Source organism: Actinomadura sediminis (assembly GCF_042675525.1).
GTDB classification, from domain to species: domain Bacteria; phylum Actinomycetota; class Actinomycetes; order Streptosporangiales; family Streptosporangiaceae; genus Spirillospora; species Spirillospora sediminis.
In genome coordinates this window covers 113,702-130,832 of sequence record NZ_JBHTJA010000005.1, presented here as the reverse complement: position 1 = coordinate 130,832, position 17,131 = coordinate 113,702, and the positions used below count along the sequence as shown (strand labels likewise).

The following is a 17,131-nucleotide window of genomic DNA, read 5'->3' as shown; positions in this document are numbered from 1 at the left end:
CCGGCCGGCCCGGCCCGGCGCTCGCCGGGCCGGGCCGCCGCTCAGCCGAGTGGGACGGTCGCCTGGAGGACGGCCTCGCTGAGCGCCTCCGAGCGGAAGTGCGCGACGGCCTGGAAGTCGGGGTCGGCGACCATGCGCGCGAACACCTCCCGGGACGGGTACCGCACGAGCAGGACGGCGTCCCACGCCTGCCCGTCCTCGGCGACCAGGGCCGTCGATCCCTTGCCGTAGTAGAGCACCTCGGAGTCGTACCGTCCGAGGATCAGCTCGCCGACGGTCTTGGAATAGCGCGCGTAGCTCTTCTGCCCGCCCTCGCGGAACCGCAGCAGGTTGAGCATCACCACCGGCCCGCCGGGGTCCTCGGCGAGGAACCGCTTCAGCCCCTCGCCGGTCGGATCGACCGCCATGTCACCGCTCCTTCCCGAATGGGATTCTGACCCTAGTCGCCCCGGCCCCGCGCGAACGACGCGGCGGCGATCCTTGGGCACGGTTCCCAAGCGGCGCCGTCGCGGAGTATGACCGCCGCACAGGACGGACGGCCGCGCGTCCCTCATTCGCGTGAACCCGCCGAAGCATGCACCCTGGGTGCTCGATCGCTTACACTGTGCAGTGATCGCACTTCCGCGTTCGCCCCCCGCCCGCCTGGAAAGGTGACCCTCCATGCGCACGCCCCTTCTGCTCCTCTCCGCGACCGCCGCCGCCGTGTTCGCCGCCGCGTCCCCGGCCGCCGCCGCACCGGCGCCCGAGCCCCAGCCGACGATCGAGTACGGCGCCCCGGACGGGACGGGCAACGGCGGCCTCGTCGACTTCGACGACGAGGTCGTCGACGCGTCCGACCTGGGCAAGGTCATCCTCGTCGTGAAGTGACCCCGGGGCCGCTGCGGCTCACCGCCGACGTGCGCGCCCCACCTGCACCGGCTGGTGCGTCCCGTAGCGCCGAATCCGAGCGCGTGTGGCAGGTACACGGAGTGGGTGAGCGTTGACGTGGGCGAACTCAGCCTCCGTCACCCCGAGGCCGGCACGCTGGAGCTGAGCTACGAGCGCGTGCTGCTGCCGAGCGACCCGGGCCTCGGCGGCCTGACCCTGTGGACGGCCCCGCCCGGCTCCCCCTCCCACGCCGCGCTGCGCCGGATCGCCGCGCGCCTGGAGGGCGCCGCCTCCTCCTGACCCGCCCGCACAACCCGGGGTTGTCGGGCAGCGCGCCGGTCGTGGGCCGCGCGGCGGCCGTCCCCGCCGGACGTCCGGGCGCCGCCGGTCGCTCACCTGGCGGTACAACCCGGGGTTGTCGCGCGCCCGCGCGCCGGTTGTTGGCGGTGCGGCGCGCGTCCCTGCTTTGATCTCGCGGTCGGGGCGGGCGAGCGGAGGACGGGCGGGGCATGGGCGGAGAACGCCGGTTCGGACCGTTCTGGACGGCCTACGCGGCGAGCACCTTCGGGACGATGCTCGCGTTCGACGCGTTCGCCCTGATCGCCATCCTGGTGCTGGACGCGGGACCGGCCGCGGTGTCGCTGCTCGCGGCGGCCGGGACGGCGGCGGGCGCGGTGCTCGCGGTGCCGCTCGGGCCGTGGGCCGAGCACCGCCGCAGGCGTCCGGTGATGATCGCGATGGACCTGGTGCGGGTGGCGGCGCTGCTCAGCGTGCCCGCCGCGCACGCGCTCGACCGGTTGACGTTCGTCCAGCTCGTGGCCGTGGCGGTCGTCATGGCGGCGGCCGACATCGCGTTCCGCGCGGCGAGCGGCGCCTACCTGAAGGCGCTCGTGCCGCCGGACCGGCTGCTCGCCGCGAACGGGCGGCTGGAGGCGACGACCTGGACCGCGACGGCGCTCGGGCCGCCGCTCGGCACGGCCGCGATCGGGCTGTTCGGGCCGGTCGTGACGGTGCTGGCGAACGCGGCGGGGCTGCTGGTGTCGGCCGCGTCGCTCGGCACGATCCGCGGGCGCGAACCGCGGCCCGTCCGGACGGGCGCGCGGCGTCCGGGCGGCCTGCTGGAGGGCTGGCGGCACATCCTGGCCGACCCGGCGCTGCGGGCGCTGTTCCTCAACACGGTCCTCGTCAACGGGCTGATCATGGCGGTCGCGCCGCTGCTGGCCGTCCTCATGCTCGACGGGCTCGGGTTCGCGCCGTGGCAGTACGGCCTGGTCTTCGCGCTGCCCTGCGTCGGCGGGCTGGTCGGGTCGCGGCTGGCCCGCCGGCTCGTCCCCCGGTTCGGGCCGCACCGGGTGCTGCTGGTCGCCGGGACGCTGCGCGCCTGCTGGCTGCCGGGGCTCGCGTTCGTCCGTCCGGGGGCGGCGGGGCTGCTGCTGGTGATGGCCGTCGAGCTCGGGATGATCACCTGCATCGGCGTGTTCAACCCGGTGTTCGCCACCCGCAGGCTGGAGCTGACGGCGCCGGACCGGCTCGTCCGGACGCTCGCGGCGTGGACGGTCACGAGCCGGCTGGCGACCGCGGCCCTGACGGCGGTGTGGGGGCTGCTGGCGGCCGTCACCGGGCCCCGCGCCGCGATCGCGGCGGCGGGCGCCGCCGCCCTGGCGACGCCCTTCCTGCTTCCGCGCCGCGGGCGGGCGGGGCGGGTCACGGCTCCCGCAGCGCCCCCGCGATGACGGTGCGGACGATCGCGCGGACGGCGTCCGCGTCCGGCGGCGCGGCCGTCCGGTCGGCGAACAGCAGGTGCCCGGCGCCGATCAGCGTGGGGGCGAGCGCGTCGACGTCGGCGCCGGCGGCGATGCGGCCCCGGTCGCGTTCGGCGGCGAGGTAGTCGGCGATCATCGCCGCGGCCTCCGTCAGCAGCGGGACCCCGACGGGACGGTCGCGGCGCAGGCGCGCGCGCAGTTCGTCCCGGGAGGTGACGAGGCCGACGATCGCGACGGCGACCGTCCCGAACAGGTCGGTGAGCGCGGCGGTGAGGTTGCCGGGGACGGTACCGGTCCCGGCGGCGGCCCGCAGCGCGGCGGCCTGCGCGTCGAGCCCGGCGATCCGGTCGCGGACGAGCTCGGCGAGGAAGGCGTCGAAGTCGGCGAAGTGCCGGTGCAGGACGCCCTTGGCGCAGCCGGCCTCCGTAGTGACCGCGCGGCTGGTCAGCCCGCTCGGCCCGTCCCGCAGCAGGACCCGCTCGGCGGCTTCGAACAGCCGCCGCCGCACGTCCGCGATGGCCACCCCTGTCGGCACCGTCCACGCCCCTTTCCTCGCCGACTCACATACTGGACGAGTGGGCGCCCGCCCACTAGAGTGGGCACATGCCCACTCTACCTTCGGAACCCCACCGGGCCCGGCAGATGGCCGAGTCGTTCGGCACGGACACCGAACGCTACGACCGGACGCGCCCCCGCTATCCCGACGCCCTGGTGCGGGCGATCGTCGACGCCTCCCCCGGACCGGACGTCCTCGACGTCGGCTGCGGCACCGGCATCGGGGCCCGCCAGTTCGCGGCGTCCGGCTGCCGGGTCCTCGGCGTCGAACCCGACGCGCGGATGGCCGGCTTCGCGCGGTCGCGCGGGCTCGACGTCGAGGTCGCGACGTTCGAGGACTGGGACCCCGCCGGACGCGCGTTCGACGCGGTCGTCGCCGCGACGGCCTGGCACTGGGTGGACCCCCGCGCCGGGGCCGCGAAGGCGGCGCGCGTCCTGCGCCCGGGCGGGCGGTTCGCGGTGTTCTGGAACGTGTTCGAGCTGCCGCCCGCGGTGGCCTCGGCGACCGCCGACGCCTGCCGGCGGGTGATGCCCGATTCCCCGATCGACTTCCACGCCGTCACGAGGGGCGGCCTGGACGGCTACCGGCCGCTGTTCGAGAAGGCCGCCGACGCCCTCCGCGAGGCCGACGGCCTCGGCGACGTCGAACAGTGGTCCTTCGACTGGGAACGCCGCTACACGCGCGACGAGTGGCTCGACCAGATCCCCACCCAGGGCGCCTTCACCCGCCTCCCGCCGGACGCCCTGGCGCGGGTGCTCGACGCCGTGGGCGCCGCGATCGACACGATGGGCGGCGCCTTCACCCTCCGCTACGCGGCCCCCGTCCTGACCGCGACCCGCACCCCCTGACCCGCGACCCGCACCCCCGACCGACGACCCGCACCGCCGACCCGCGACCCGCACCGCCGACCCGCGACCCGCACCGCCGACCCGCGCCCGGAACCGGCCGCGCCCAGGCCTGGGACGTCACGGGTCTCCCCGCCCCGGCCGCGTCCCGACCGCCGGGTCCCGTCTCACCGCGCCCGGAACCGGCCGCGCCCCGGATCGGCGGGGGCCGGTCCGGGGCGTGTGGGCGGGTCAGCGGCGGCGGGGGCGGGGGCGGGCGGCGCGGACGAGGAGGAGGCCCGAGGCGAGGACCGCGGCGGCCGTCGCGCCGTGGACTCCGAAGGCCGTGGCCGCCGAGCCGTCGTGCCGCAGGATCGTCAGCATGTCCCCCGCCGGGATCGTCGCGAACGCGAGCATCACCCAGCCGAGCGCTTCGCGCTTCCCCCGGGCCAGCAGCGCGAGCACGGCCAGGCCGGTGCCGAGGTCGCGCACGCCCTTGATGTTCAGCCAGGCGGCGTCCTCCCCGGCCGGCCACGCCGGGAGGCCGAAGCCCGACGCGGTCGCCACCGGGTCGAGGAGGTAGCTCAGGCCGACGTAGGCGATGCCGATGCCGGTGAGCGCGGCGAGGGCGGTGCCGACGCGGGACGTCCGGACGTCCGCGCGGAGGCGCCGCATCCGGGACGCGTGGTGCCGCGCGCCGAAGCGCCGCCAGATCACGCGGGCCGGTGCGGGCAGCCCGGCGAGGAACTCGGCGCGCTCCGCGGGCGTCGCGTCCTCCAGGACGACGCCGAGAAGGGTGAGGATCTTCGTCTTCGGGGTGTGCCGCGCGAAGTGCTCGCCCTGCGCGTCCCACTCGGCCCGCGTCAGGTGGCGTTCGGCGATCGGCAGCAGGTTCGCCTCCTCGTCGTCCAGGTGCTCGACGAGGACGGCGCGGTGCTCGGCGAGCGCGTCCGCGAGGGCGTCGCGGGCGGACGCGTCCGCCGTGCGGACCCACGGGCCGGCGAGTTCCCGCAGCCGCGCGATCGACGCGGCGACCTTCTCGTGCTGGGCCTCCATCCGCAGCACGACGTCGGCGTCGAGGTCCACCCGCGACAGCAGCAGCGGCCAGATCAGCTCGTCCTCGCCGTGGTGGTGGTTGTCGAGCCCGATCAGGTAGTCCGCGAGGTGCGCGGCGAGGACGCGGGCGCGGCGGCGGTCGCCGGGACGGGTCGCGGCGACCAGCTCGGCCAGCAGGCGCGACTCGCGGCGCATCCCGCGGTGGATGACGACCATCGAGTGGGTGAACGGGGCGGCGGCGGTGCTCGTGTCGGTGTTCATGGGGACGAGCCTGCGGAGGACGCCTTGGAACCCGCTTGGAACGCCGCTTGGAACGGCCCCGCGGGCACGGCATACGATCTGTCGGTAATGATCCGGATTCGGGTGTTCGGCGGGTTCGACGCCGAGGTCGGCGGCGTCCCGGTGGCGCTCGGCGGGCCCCGGCAGCGGGCCGTGCTCGCGCTGCTGGTCGCGGCGCGGGGGCGGGTCGTGCCGGTCGACCGCATGATCGACGACCTGTGGCACGGCGAGCCCCCGGCGCGGGCCGTCACGTCCCTGCAGGCGTACGTGTCGAATCTGCGGCGGGCCCTGGAGCCGGACCGCGCGCCGCGCACCCCGGCGCGGGTGCTCGTGTCGGTCCCGCCCGGCTACGCGCTGCGCCTCCCGGACGACGCCGTGGACGCGTGGCGGTTCGGCGCGCTCGTCCGGGAACCCGGTCGCGCGGCGGAGGCCCTCGCGCTGTGGCGGGGCGCGGCGTTCGCGGAGTTCGCCGACGAGGAGTGGGCGCGCGCCGAGATCCACCGCCTGGACGAGCTGCGGCTCGCCGCGCGGGAACGGCACGTCGCGGACGTCCTGCGCGCGGGCGACGCCGCCGGGGCGGTGCCCGAGGCGGAGCTGCTCACCCGCGAGGAGCCGCTCCGCGAGGAGGGGTGGCGGCTGCTGGCGCTGGCGCTGCACGGCGCGGGCCGCCGGGCCGGCGCCCTCGCGGTTCTCCGGGAGGCACGCGCGACGCTCGCCGCCGAGCTCGGCCTCGACCCCGGTCCCGCGCTCGCCGATCTGGAGACCGCGATCCTGCGGGGCCGCGACCTCGGCGTCCCCGCGCCCCCGCCCGCGCCCGTCGCCCGTCCGGCGCCCGCGCCGGAGCCGGAGCCGTTCCTCGGCCGCGACGACGAGCTGGCCGCGCTGACCGGGCTCGCGGAGCGCGGCGGGCTGCGGGTCGCGCTCGTCACCGGCGAGGCCGGGCTGGGCAAGACGGCGCTGCTGACCCGGCTCGCGGACGTCCTCGAACGGCGCGGGCGGCTCGTCGTGACCGGCCGCTGCCCGGAGAGCGACGGCGCGCCCCCGGCCTGGGCGTGGACGGAGGCGCTCACCGCGCTCGCCCGGCACGTCCCGCCGCCCGCCGAGGCCGCGCCGCTGCGCGGGGGCGCGCCCGCCGCGCCGCCCGCCACCGCGACCGGGCGGTTCCGCCTGCACCGGGCCGTGTGGGAGTGGCTCGACCAGGCGGCCCGGCGGCGCCCCCTGGCCGTCATGCTGGACGACCTGCACTGGGCCGACGCCGAGACGCTCGCGCTGCTCGGCGCCGCCGCCGCGGACGCGCCGCTGCTCGTCGTCGCCGCGTTCCGCGCCGAGGAGACCGGCGCGCGCCTCACCGAGACGCTGGCCGTCCTCGCCCGCCGCTCCCCGCTGCGGCTGCCGCTGCGCGGGCTGCCCGAACCGGAGGTGGCCCGGCTCGTCGCCGCCGAGGTGTCCGCGGACGTGGACGCCGCCACGGTCCGGGCGCTCGCCGAACGCACCGGCGGCAACCCGTTCTACGTGCGGGAGAGCGCGCGGCTGCTCGGCGGCGAGGGCGCGCTCGTGGCGACCTCGCAGGTCCCCGAGGGGGTGCGGGACGTGCTGCGCCGCCGCCTCGCCCGGCTGCCCGAGCCCGCCGTCGCCGTGCTGCGCCTCGCCGCGCTCGCGGGCGCCGAGGCCGACGTGGACGCGCTCGTCCTCGCCGCCGACACCGGCGAGGACGCGGTCCTGGACGCGCTCGACGCGGGGGTCGTCGCCGGGCTGCTCACCGAGCCCGCGCCGGGCCGCGTCCGGTTCGCGCACGCGCTCGTCCGGGACACCATGATCGCCGACCTCAGCGCGCTGCGCCGCGCCCGGATGCACGCCCGGCTCGGCGCGGCCCTCGAACGGCTCGCCCCCGACGACGCGCCCGCGCTCGCCCGCCACTTCCACCACGCCGCGTCCGCCGCGACCGCGGGCAGGGCCGTCGCGTACGGGGTCCGGGCCGCCGACCGCGCCGAGCGCCGCTACGCGCACGACACGGCCGTGGAGCTGCTCACCCGCGCGCTGGAGTCGTTCGAGCGCCTCCCCGACCGGGACGACGCCGCCCGCATCGACCTCCTCGGCCGGCTGCTGCGCGCGCAGACCCGCGCGGGCGCCCTGCAGGACGCCCGCGCCACCCGTGCCCGCGCCGTCGACCTCGCCAAACGCGCCGGGCGCGACGACCTGCTGCGCGCCGCCTTCACCGCCTGGACCGACCCCGTCCCGTGGATGCCGCACCCCTACGGCGCCGTCGACGAGCGCCTGACCGCGCTGCTGACCCGCCTCCTCGACCGCGACGGCCTCCCCCCGGACGTCCGGTGCCGCCTGCTGAACGCCCGCGCCGCCGAACGGACCGGCGTCGGCGACCCGCGCGCCCGCGCCGACGCCGAGGAGGCCGCCGCGATCGCCCGCGACGTGGACGACCCCCGGCAGCGCGTGTTCGCGCTGTACGCGCTCATGAGCGAGTTCGGCGCCGGCGACCTCGCCGCCTGGACGGCGTGCGTCCGCGAGCTGCACGCCCTCGGCACCGAGCACGACATGCCCGCCGCGCTCTGGTCGAGCCTGTACAACCGCGCCGCGATCGCCGTCCGGGAACAGCGCCCCGCCGACGCGCGCCGCCACATCGCCGACGCCGACGCGCTGGCCCGCCGGTACCGGATGCCCGGTGCCGGGGCCGTCACCGCCGTCGCGGGCGCCGCGCTCGCGCACGCCGCCGGACGCCTCGACGACGCCGAACGCCGGTACGCCGCGGCCACCGCGACGATGGCCGGACAGGGCTCCCCGCACGGCGAGGGCATCGCGTTCCTCGCCCGCGCGGCCCTCGCCGTGTCCCGCGGAACCCTGCACGAGTTCGCGGCCGAGGCACCGCACGTCCCGTCCGAGCTGCTCCCGATCGTCGCCGACGTCCTCGCCGCCGCGCACGCCGCCGCCGGGAACCCCGACGAGGCGCGGCGGCTGCACCGGCTCGCGACGTCCGTCCATCCCGGGTACTTCTTCACGACGTTCACCACGTTCCGGGCGCGCACGGCGATCGCCCTGGGCGACGAGGAGGAGGCCGAAGAGCTCTACGACCTCCTCCTCCCGCACCGGGACGCCCCGCCCGCCGGCATCGAGAGCCTGTCGATCGCGATGGCCCCGCCCGCCCGCACCCTGGGCGAACTCGCGCGCCTCCTCGACCGCGACCCGACCCCCCATTTCACCCGCGCCGCCGAGATCACCGCCCTCTGGACCACCCCCGACACCCACGCGCCCTGAGAGTCGGGCCGGACGGCCGCATGGCGGACGCTCACGGGTTTCGCACGGAGTCCGGGCGCGGGAGGCTGTCCGGCGTGGAGCGGACGGAATCGGTGCGGGTGGGCGACACCGTCTCGGGGACGAACTCGGCCCAGGGCGTCCGGGTGGGTTCGTGCCGGGCGACGCCGTCGGGTCGTCGTCCGGGAGGTGGACCGCGCGCGGCGGCGGGTGCGGCTCGGGCTCGGTTGAGCAGCGTTACCTCCGAGGTAATCGAGGTGGTGAGCGGGGGGTGGGAGGGTCGGGGGCATGGAACGCGCACTGGAAGTCACGGCGGGCGGGCGTGTGGTGTGGGGGGCGCTCGCGCTGGCCGCGCCGGGGCTCAATCTGAAGCTGGCGGGCATCGGTGACCGGGACACCCCCGAGCTGCGGTACCTGATCCGGGTGTTCGGCAGCCGGGCGCTCGCGCTCGGCCTCGGCTACCTGCTCAGCGACGCCGAGGCGCGGCGCCGGTGGCGGCGGCTGTGCCTGGTGGTGGACGTCTGCGACACCGCGGCCGGGGCCGTCCACGTGGTCCGCGGGGACGTGCCGCGGGCGACCGCGGCGGGGCTGGCGGCGATCACCGGCGCCTACGCGGCGACGGGCGTGCTGGCGCTGCGCGCGGAGCGGCGCGACGCGGAGGGCTGACCGCCGGGCGCGTCACCGACCCGCAATTCACGCGCCGCTGCGCGTCCACTTCGTCGCCCCGGGTGATACCGGCGGTGCCGCTACCGTCGCGGGGACGTACCGCGGGGGTGACGCGATGGCCGAGGGCAGTGTCAGGTGGTTCGACGACGAGCAGGGCTACGGTTTCGTCGTGCCCGACGACGGCGGACCGGACGTGCGCGTCCGGTCCGCCGTCGTGCGGAACGGGGGCGGGCCCCTCGAGGACGGTGCGCGGGTGCGGTTCACCGCCGCGGGCGGCGAGGCCGTCGAGGTCGAGCGGGTGGGGGCGCCGGAGGCCGCGCCGTCGCGGGCCGTCCGCGTCGCGACCGGCGCGCTCGTGGTGCTGACGCTGGCGTGCGCGGTGACGTTCGTCGTCCTGGCGGTCCAGGGCAGCGGGCTGTCGGCGCTCTTCCTGGTCACCCTCGTCGGGGTGGGGTTCGCGCTCGGACGGCTCGACGTCGTCTGAACGCGCGCGGGCGGCGGCCTCGCTCACCCTCAGGACCGGAGGCCGTCCCCGTTCGCGTCGGCGGGGGCGGCCGCCGCCGTGCCGTCAGGCCCGCGGCTCGCCGGACGTCCAGTCCCATTCGGCGATCGTGGCGCGCAGCAGCCGGGCGGCGGCGGACAGGCGGGCGCCGGCGCCCCAGTACAGGGTGAGCGCGCGGCGGCAGTCGGGGTCGTCGACGGCGATCCAGGCGGCGGGCGGCTGGAAGGCGGCGCGCCGCGCGATGCCGGGGACCAGGCCGATGCCGAGGCCGGCGCTGATCAGCTCGGCGATCGCGCCGGGCTCGTCGCCCTCGCAGACGATCCGCGGCGTGAGGTCGCGCGCGGCGAAGAGCCGGTCGAGGAGCCGGCGCTGCCAGTGCCCCTTGCGGGCGGTGATGAACGGTTCGCCCGCGAGTTCCGGGACGGTCACCGAGGCGCGTTCCGCGAGGGGGTGGCCGAGCGGCGCGGCGACCCACACCGGCTCGTCGAGCAGCCGGGCCGAGGCGAGGCCGTCCGCAAGGACCGGCTGCGAGGCGACGCAGAGGTCGACCTCCTGGGCGCGCAGCGCGCGGGCCATCTCCCCCGCGGGCGTCTGCCGCAGCTCGACCTCGATGGACGGGTGCGCCCGCTTGAACGCCGCCAGCGGTGCGGTGAAGGTCAGGAAGGTCTCCGACGCGAGCCGCACGGTGCCGAACCCGTCGCCGGCGGCCTCGGCGACGGCCCGCCGCCCCGCGTCGAGCTCCCCGAGCGCGCGTTCGGCGTGCTCGCGGAAGAGCCGCCCGGCGTCGTTCAGCCGGAGCCGGCCCGCCCGGTCGAACAGCGGCGTGCCGAGCTCGGCCTCCAGCCGGGCGATGGTGCGGCTCAGCGACGGCTGGGCGACGCGCAGCTCGTCGGCCGCGCGGCTGAGGTGCTCCAGCCGCGCCACGACGAGGAACTGGGCGAGCGTGTTCAGGTCCATGGCCCTCTCCGAGTCCGGCGGCCCGGGCGGTCATGCGGGCGACAGCATAACCACATAGCAATATTGATCTTAGACAGGATAACCGCAGCGCCATAACGTCGGGGGCGTCCCGAACCGAGAACGGAGTGGAGGAGGGCGCCCCGTGGTCACCGCATCCGGCACGTCCCGGCGGGCGGGCCCCGCCGCGTGGACGTTGCGGGCCGTCGTCGGCGCGCACGCGGTCTCGATCTTCGCGCAGCCGGTGTTCGCCGGCGTGTACCTGACCGGCGACTTCGACGGCCTGCGCTGGCACACCGCGGGCGCGAACATCGTGACGTCCATCGGATACGTGCAGGTCGTCGCGGCGATCGTCGTCTGGGTCCGGCTGCGCTCGGCGTGGCCGGCCGCGGCGACGGCGGCCGTGGTGGCGGCCGAGACCGTGCAGTACTTCGCGGGCACGGAGGGCGCGCTGTGGCTGCACCTCCCGCTGGGGGTGGCGACCATCGCGGGACTCGTGCTGCTGTTCGCCGCCGTGTGGCTGCGTCCGCTCGGACGACGGCCGCAGGAGGGGGACGGCGATGACTGAGCGCGCGGACCGGGCGGTCCCGGTGACCCGGCGGCGGCTGCTCGGCATCGGCGGGACGCTCGGGCTGACGGCCGCCGCCGGGCTCACGGCGGGGGCCGCGCTGGCCCGCCGCCCGGCCGTGACCGGCGCCGAACTGCGCAGCGCCGTGCCCCTGCCGCCCGCGTTCCGGACGCCGCTGCCGCTGCCGCGGGTGCTGGCGCCGGACGCCACGTCCGGCGGCGCCGACCGGTACACGATCACGCAGCGCGAGGCGTCCGCGGAGATCCTGCCGGGGGTCCGGACGCCGCTGTGGACGTACGAGGGGACGTTCCCGGGGCCGACGATCGAGTCGCGCCGCGGCAGGCCGGTCGTCGTGACGCACCGCAACGAGCTCCCCGTGCCGACGGTCGTCCACCTGCACGGCGGACGGACCCCGGCGGACTCCGACGGCTACCCGACCGACCTCGTCCTGCCCGCCCGCCACCCGCACACCGGGCACGGCGGGCACGGCATGCACGACCCGCGGGCCGTGATCAGCCGGGGGACGCGGCGGTACACGTTCCCGCTGGACCAGCGGCCCACGCTGCTCTGGTACCACGACCACCGCATGGACTTCACGGCCCCCGCGATCTGGTACGGCCTCGCCGGGCTGCACATCGTGCGGGACGACGCCGAGGAGGCGCTCGGGCTGCCCGCCGGGGCCCGCGAGCTGCCCCTCATGATCGCCGACCGGGCGTTCGACGCCGGCGGGAACCTGGCCTACCCCGCCCTCGATCCCACCCTGAGCGAGCGGCCGGGCGTGCGGGAGCCCTACCTCGCGGGCGTCCTCGGGGACGTGATCCTGGTGAACGGCGCCCCGTGGCCCGTGCACGAGGTCGACGCGGCCCGGTACCGGCTGCGCGTCCTGAACGCCTCGAACGCCCGGCACTACGAGCTCGAAGCCGTCGGCGACGACGGGCGGCGGCTCCCGCTCGTCCAGGTCGGCGCGGACCAGGGGCTGCTCGCGGCGCCGGTGACCCACCGGTCGCTGCCGATCGCGCCCGCCGAACGGTACGACGTGGTCGTCGACTTCGCGGACGTCCCGGTCGGCGGCCGCGTCCGGCTGCGGAACCGGCTCGGCTCCGGCCGCACCCGCGACGTGATGGCCTTCCGCGTCGCGCGCCGGGCCGCCGACGGCAGCCGGGTCCCGCGCGTCCTCGCCGCCGACCTGCCGGAGTGGCGGCGGTCGGACGCCGTCCGGGTGCGCGACTTCTCCTTCCGCGCCGGGCGGATGCGCGGCGGGCACGGCTGGCTGATCGGCGGGCTGCCGTTCGACCCGGCCCGGACGGACGTCACCGCGCGGCTCGGCGACGTGGAGGTGTGGCGGCTGGTCGCGGACGTGCACCATCCCGTCCACCTGCACCTGGTCGGTTTCCGGGTGCTGTCGCGCGGCGGGCGTCCGCCGCTGCCCCACGACGCGGGCCTCAAGGACACGGTGTCGCTGCGGCCGGGCGAGTCGGCGGAGATCATCACCCGGTTCGACGGCCACCGCGGCCGCTACCTGTTCCACTGCCACAACGCCGAGCACGAGGACATGGGGATGATGGCGAACCTCGAGATCGTGTGACGATCTCTCCATGGAGCTCCAGCAGATGCGTTACGTCGTCGCCGTCGCGGAGACGAGCAGCTTCACCCGGGCCGCCGAACGGTGCCTGGTCGTCCAGTCGGCGCTGAGCCATCAGGTCGCGCGGCTGGAGCGGGAGCTCGGCGCGCGGCTGTTCGAGCGCACCAGCCGCCGGGTGCGGCTGACCCCGGCCGGGGAGGCGTTCCTGCCCGCCGCCCGGCAGTGCCTGGAGGCCGCCGATCGCGCGGCGGCCGAGGTCGCCGCGGCCGTCGGGGAGATCCGCGGACGCCTCGCGGTGGGGCTGATCCCGACGGTCGCGGCGGTCGACGTCCCGCGCGCGCTCCGCGACTTCCGCGGCCGGTACCCGCACGTGCGGGTCAGCCTTCGGGTGGGCGCGAGCGAGGAACTCGCCGACCGGGTCCGGGACGGGGCGCTCGACATCGCCTTCCTCGGGCTGCCGACGACCGCGCGGCCGCGGGGCGTCGCCGCCCGGGCGCTGGCCCGCGACCGGCTCGTCGCCGTGGTCGCGCCGGACCATCCCCTCGCGGGCGAACCGGCGGTCGACCTGCGGCGGCTCGCGTCCGAGGTGTTCGTCGACCTGCCCGCCGGGACGGCCGGGCGCGCGCAGTCGGATCTGGCGTTCGCGGCCGCCGGGCTCGACCGCGACGTCGCGTTCGAGGTGACCAGCGCGGACTTCATCGACCGGCTCGTCGGCGAGAACCTCGGCGTGGCGATGCTGCCGTCCGCCTACGCGCCCCGGCTCAGCGGCGTCACCACGATCGAGGTGACGGACGCGCCGGCCCGCGTCGAGTACGCCGTCTGGAGCCGGTTCGGCCGCACCCCGGCCACGTCCGCGTTCCTCACCGCCCTCGGCATCGACGCGGACACCGACGCCGACGGTTAGCCGCACGGGCCGTCCGGGCGCGAACGATCAGCGATCTATCCGCATTTTACTCCAATACCGCAATCAATCGAGCACTCTCGGTTACATCCCCGCATGCGAAGGGTGATCGGCGGCAATTCACGATGTGGGGGCAGGCGTGCGGGAAAGACGGATCCAGATCGGCTGGGCGGAGCTCGGCATCACGGTGACCGCCGAGCTGGACGGGCGCAATCCCGCGCTCGCCGACGCGCTGTGGAACGCGCTGCCGTACCGGAGCCTGCAGGGCCACGCCCTGGTGGCCGGGCACCATCTCTTCCACGTCGCGCCGGTGCACGAACTCCTCCACCTGCCCGCCGAGCAGAAGGTGGACCGCCGCGCCGTCCCGGACGGCACCGTGTTCTGCTCGCGCCTGCAGCACCTCGGCATCAAGTACGGGGAGCTGACCGAGCCGATGCCCGCGACGCCGGTCGGGCGGGTCCTGCCCGCGGACGTGGACGCGCTCGCCGAGGCGGGACGCGCGGTGTGGGACGCGGTGTACTCGTCCAAGCGCCACGTGTTCGCCGAGGTGAGCAGGCTCGGGGAGGCGGGCGAGTGCCGGGTACCGCGGCTGCGGGCCGAGGACCCCACGGTCGACGCCCTGATCGGCAAGGTGCACGCGGAGACCGAGCGCGTCTGGACGCACCCGCCGGAGGAACTGGTCGAGCTGCACGAGGGCCGGATCGCGTCCCGCGCGGGCAGCTACGAGACCGTCCTGACGACGCTGCTGTTCGTCAACGGCGAGACCCGGCCGCTGGGCTACTGCGCCTACGGCGGGCTGGTGCGCGCGGCGGCCGACGGGATGCCGCTGGACTGCCTGCGGCAGATGGCCCGGATCCTCGCCGCGACCCCGGCGGAGTTTCTCGGCTACTGCGGTCTGCAGACGCTGCACCAGTTCACCGAGGGCGCGCTCGACGCCGCCGCCCGGATGGAGCGGCGCACCGACTTCCTCGCCCTCATGTCGCAGATGGCCCTGTACGTCAACTGCCTCGGCGGCTGGAACCTGCAGCTGTTCCCGTGGAGCGTGGGCGGCCACCTGCGCCGGGAGGCGTGCCCGGCATGACCGGCGTCGTGGTCATCGGCGGCGGGGTGATCGGGCTGTCGGTCGCCGCGCACCTCGCCCGGGACGGTGTCGAGACGACGCTGCTGGAGCGCGGCGAACTGGGCTCGGGGGCGTCGCGGGCCACCGCCGACGTGCTGCGCTCCTACTTCGCGGGCGATCCGGACGGCTCCCGCCTCGCCGCCCGCAGCCTGCGCGCCTACGCGGCGTCCGGCGTGCCGATGCGGCGGGTCGGGTACCTCGTCCTGTTCACCGACCCCGGGCAGGTGGCGGCCTTCGAGGCGGAGCTGCCCGCCCAGCGGGACGCGGGCGTCCGCGTGGAGCTGATCGGCGCCGACGAGGCCCGGCGGCGCAACCCGCTGGTCGAGGAGCCCGATCTGCTCGCCGCCGCCTGGTCGCCGGACGCCTTCGTGAGCGACACGGGCCGGATCGTCCGGTGGTTCGCGCAGGAGGCCGAGCGCGCGGGCGCGGTGCTGCGCACGCACTGCGAGGTCACCGCGGTGGACGCCGACGCCGGACGCGTCGAGACCCCGGACGGCCCGGTCACCGCGGGGGCGATCGTGTGCGCGGCCGGGGCGTGGTCCCCGTGGATCACGTCCGCCGCGGGCGTGGACGTCGCCCTCACCGGCGCGGCCGTCCAGGAACTCCTGATCACCGGCCCGATCCCCGGCCTCCCGGAGATCCCGGTGACCCTGCACGCCGCCAGCGGGCTGCTGACCCGCGCCCGCGACGGCGCGCTGCTGATCGGCATGGGCCACCCGGGGACCGACCGCGAGGAGTGGCTCGCGCGGGTGAAGTCGCGGCTCGCCCGTACCTGTCCCGCCGTGGACCCGGCGGACCTGCGGACCGCCATGACCGGACCCAGGGACGCCAGCCCCGACCGGTCCGCGTTCATCGGCCGCCGCCCCGGCACCCCGATGTTCCTGTACGCCACCGGCTTCTCCGGGCACGGGCTGTGCCAGGCGCCCGCCGCCGGGGAGGTCGTCAGCGCCCTCTACCACGGCCGCGACCCGGGCATCGCCCCGGACCGCCTCGCCGCCGCCCGGCTCCGCCCGGACCGGATCGTCATCGACGGACGCATGCGCGACGTGCACGAGCAGAACGAGCGGCTGCGCCGCGCGGGCCCGGTCGTCCCGGTCGAGCTCCCGGGACCGGTGCGCGCGTGGGCCGTCACCCGCAACGACGCCCTGCAGGCGGCGCTCGTCCACCCGGACCTGTCGAAGGAGCTGCGGCACTGGGCCGACTGGGCGGACGGCCGGGTCCCGCGCGACTGGCCGCTGAGCAACATCGTCACCGCCCAGTCCATGATCACCAAGGAGGGCGCCGAGCACCGGCGCCTGCGCGCGCTCGTGAACAAGGCGTTCACCGCGCGGCACGTCGACCGGCTGCGGCCCCGCATCGCCCACCACGCCGCCGCGCTCCTCGACGCGCTGGCCGGGCACGCGCCCGGCCCGGTCGACCTCCGCCTCCACTACGCCTACCCGCTCCCCCGCAACGTCATCTGCGAACTCGTCGGCATGCCCGAGACCTGGCACGCCGACCTGCACAAGCTCACCGACTCGCTGATCCGCGTCACCGACGACGCCGACTACGCGGCGTCCCGCATGGGCACCCTGCGGGAGCTGTTCGCCGAGGTGATCGACCTGCGCCGGCGCGAGCCCGGCGACGACCTGACCAGCGCGCTGATCGCCGTCCGCGACGAGGAGGGCCGCCGCCTCACCGAACGCGAGCTGCACGACATGGTGATGACCCTGTTCATCGCGGGGCACGAGACGACCATCAACCTGATCACGAACGCCGCCCGCGCCCTCCTGGCGCACCCCGGCGAGCTGGCCCGGCTGCGCTCCGGGACGCTCCCGTGGAGCGCGGCCGTCGAGGAGACCCTCCGCTGGGACTCCCCGGTCGCCTACTTCCCGATGCGCTACGCCGTCCGGGACGTCGACCTCGGCGGCGTCCGGATCGGCGCGGGCGACGCGGTCGTGGCCTGCTACGCCGCCGCGGGACGGGACGGCCGCCGCTACGCGGACGCGGACCGCTTCCGGCCGTCCGATCCCCCGGCCGACCACCTGTCGTTCGGGCACGGCGAGCACTTCTGCCTCGGCGCCGCCCTGGCCCGGACGGAGGCGGAGATCGCGCTCGAGTCGCTGTTCACCGCCTTCCCCGACCTCGCGCCCGCCGGTCCGTCCGAGGGGCTGGAACCGCTGGCCACCCCGCTGAGCAACAGCGTCCGGACCCTGCCCGTCATGCTCGGCTCCCCCGCCTGAGGGCGTC

General features: G+C 76.7%; 16 protein-coding genes. 12 read left to right on the top strand and 4 right to left on the bottom strand.

What is annotated here, in order from left to right; genetic code table 11:
• Nucleotides 1–41 precede the first annotated feature (41 nt).
• Nucleotides 42–407 (bottom strand): DUF1330 domain-containing protein, encoded by a 366-nt coding sequence (locus tag ACFQ11_RS05240; protein WP_378296675.1) that lies wholly within the window; start codon nucleotides 405–407, stop codon nucleotides 42–44.
• Nucleotides 408–660: 253 nt separating this feature from the next.
• On the opposite strand from ACFQ11_RS05240, the gene ACFQ11_RS05235 reads away from it, so the two are divergent.
• The 3 genes from ACFQ11_RS05235 (at nucleotide 661) to ACFQ11_RS05225 (ending at nucleotide 2,600) form a co-directional block, all read left to right on the top strand.
• Nucleotides 661–867, top strand: a complete 207-nt coding sequence (locus tag ACFQ11_RS05235; protein ID WP_378296674.1) for a hypothetical protein — start codon at nucleotides 661–663, stop codon at nucleotides 865–867.
• Between the two features lie 105 nt (nucleotides 868–972).
• The gene (locus tag ACFQ11_RS05230) at nucleotides 973–1,167 is read left to right on the top strand and encodes an MmyB family transcriptional regulator (RefSeq protein ID WP_378296673.1); all 195 of its coding nucleotides are present in this window, start codon (nucleotides 973–975) and stop codon (nucleotides 1,165–1,167) included.
• A gap of 209 nt (nucleotides 1,168–1,376) precedes the next feature.
• Nucleotides 1,377–2,600, top strand: a complete 1,224-nt coding sequence (locus tag ACFQ11_RS05225) for an MFS transporter (RefSeq protein ID WP_378296671.1) — start codon at nucleotides 1,377–1,379, stop codon at nucleotides 2,598–2,600.
• Here ACFQ11_RS05225 and ACFQ11_RS05220 read toward each other — a convergent pair.
• A complete protein-coding gene (locus ACFQ11_RS05220) occupies nucleotides 2,572–3,165 on the bottom strand; it encodes a TetR/AcrR family transcriptional regulator (protein WP_378296669.1) in 594 nt (197 codons plus the stop codon). The two genes, ACFQ11_RS05225 and ACFQ11_RS05220, sit on opposite strands and share 29 nt — an antisense overlap.
• Before the next feature lie 68 nt (nucleotides 3,166–3,233).
• Between ACFQ11_RS05220 and ACFQ11_RS05215 the strand changes: the two genes are divergently transcribed.
• The gene (locus ACFQ11_RS05215; RefSeq protein ID WP_378296667.1) at nucleotides 3,234–4,034 is read left to right on the top strand and encodes a class I SAM-dependent methyltransferase; all 801 of its coding nucleotides are present in this window, start codon (nucleotides 3,234–3,236) and stop codon (nucleotides 4,032–4,034) included.
• Between the two features lie 228 nt (nucleotides 4,035–4,262).
• On the opposite strand, the gene ACFQ11_RS05210 is transcribed toward ACFQ11_RS05215, so the two are convergent.
• Nucleotides 4,263–5,327 carry a DUF4267 domain-containing protein gene (locus tag ACFQ11_RS05210; RefSeq protein ID WP_378296666.1) on the bottom strand — a complete coding sequence of 355 codons (1,065 nt, stop codon included), beginning with the start codon at nucleotides 5,325–5,327 and terminating at the stop codon, nucleotides 4,263–4,265.
• An 87-nt stretch (nucleotides 5,328–5,414) separates the two neighbouring features.
• Between ACFQ11_RS05210 and ACFQ11_RS05205 the strand changes: the two genes are divergently transcribed.
• From ACFQ11_RS05205 to ACFQ11_RS05195, 3 genes are all read left to right on the top strand, one after another.
• Entirely contained in the window at nucleotides 5,415–8,612 is a 3,198-nt protein-coding gene (locus ACFQ11_RS05205; RefSeq protein ID WP_378296665.1) for a BTAD domain-containing putative transcriptional regulator, read from the top strand.
• Nucleotides 8,613–8,897: 285 nt separating this feature from the next.
• On the top strand, nucleotides 8,898–9,275 hold the full coding sequence (locus ACFQ11_RS05200; protein WP_378296664.1) for a hypothetical protein: 378 nt from the start codon (nucleotides 8,898–8,900) through the stop codon (nucleotides 9,273–9,275).
• A 115-nt stretch (nucleotides 9,276–9,390) separates the two neighbouring features.
• Nucleotides 9,391–9,759 carry a cold-shock protein gene (locus ACFQ11_RS05195; RefSeq protein ID WP_378296663.1) on the top strand — a complete coding sequence of 123 codons (369 nt, stop codon included), beginning with the start codon at nucleotides 9,391–9,393 and terminating at the stop codon, nucleotides 9,757–9,759.
• Nucleotides 9,760–9,843: 84 nt separating this feature from the next.
• Here ACFQ11_RS05195 and ACFQ11_RS05190 read toward each other — a convergent pair whose 3' ends face one another.
• Nucleotides 9,844–10,734: a LysR family transcriptional regulator gene (locus ACFQ11_RS05190; protein WP_378296661.1), complete on the bottom strand. Its 891-nt coding sequence runs from the start codon at nucleotides 10,732–10,734 to the stop codon at nucleotides 9,844–9,846.
• Between the two features lie 142 nt (nucleotides 10,735–10,876).
• On the opposite strand from ACFQ11_RS05190, the gene ACFQ11_RS05185 reads away from it, so the two are divergent.
• The 5 genes from ACFQ11_RS05185 (at nucleotide 10,877) to ACFQ11_RS05165 (ending at nucleotide 17,124) form a co-directional block, all read left to right on the top strand.
• A complete protein-coding gene (locus ACFQ11_RS05185) occupies nucleotides 10,877–11,299 on the top strand; it encodes a hypothetical protein (RefSeq protein WP_378296660.1) in 423 nt (140 codons plus the stop codon).
• Complete coding sequence (locus ACFQ11_RS05180; protein ID WP_378296659.1) at nucleotides 11,292–12,884, top strand: multicopper oxidase family protein; 1,593 nt, start codon at nucleotides 11,292–11,294, stop codon at nucleotides 12,882–12,884. The genes ACFQ11_RS05185 and ACFQ11_RS05180 overlap by 8 nt, the downstream gene beginning before the upstream one ends.
• Before the next feature lie 10 nt (nucleotides 12,885–12,894).
• Complete coding sequence (locus ACFQ11_RS05175) at nucleotides 12,895–13,785, top strand: LysR family transcriptional regulator (protein ID WP_378296658.1); 891 nt, start codon at nucleotides 12,895–12,897, stop codon at nucleotides 13,783–13,785.
• A gap of 136 nt (nucleotides 13,786–13,921) precedes the next feature.
• Complete coding sequence (locus tag ACFQ11_RS05170; protein WP_378296657.1) at nucleotides 13,922–14,863, top strand: cucumopine synthase-related protein; 942 nt, start codon at nucleotides 13,922–13,924, stop codon at nucleotides 14,861–14,863.
• Nucleotides 14,860–17,124 carry an FAD-dependent oxidoreductase gene (locus ACFQ11_RS05165; protein ID WP_378296656.1) on the top strand — a complete coding sequence of 755 codons (2,265 nt, stop codon included), beginning with the start codon at nucleotides 14,860–14,862 and terminating at the stop codon, nucleotides 17,122–17,124. Before ACFQ11_RS05170 ends, ACFQ11_RS05165 begins: the two co-directional genes overlap by 4 nt.
• Nucleotides 17,125–17,131 lie beyond the last annotated feature (7 nt).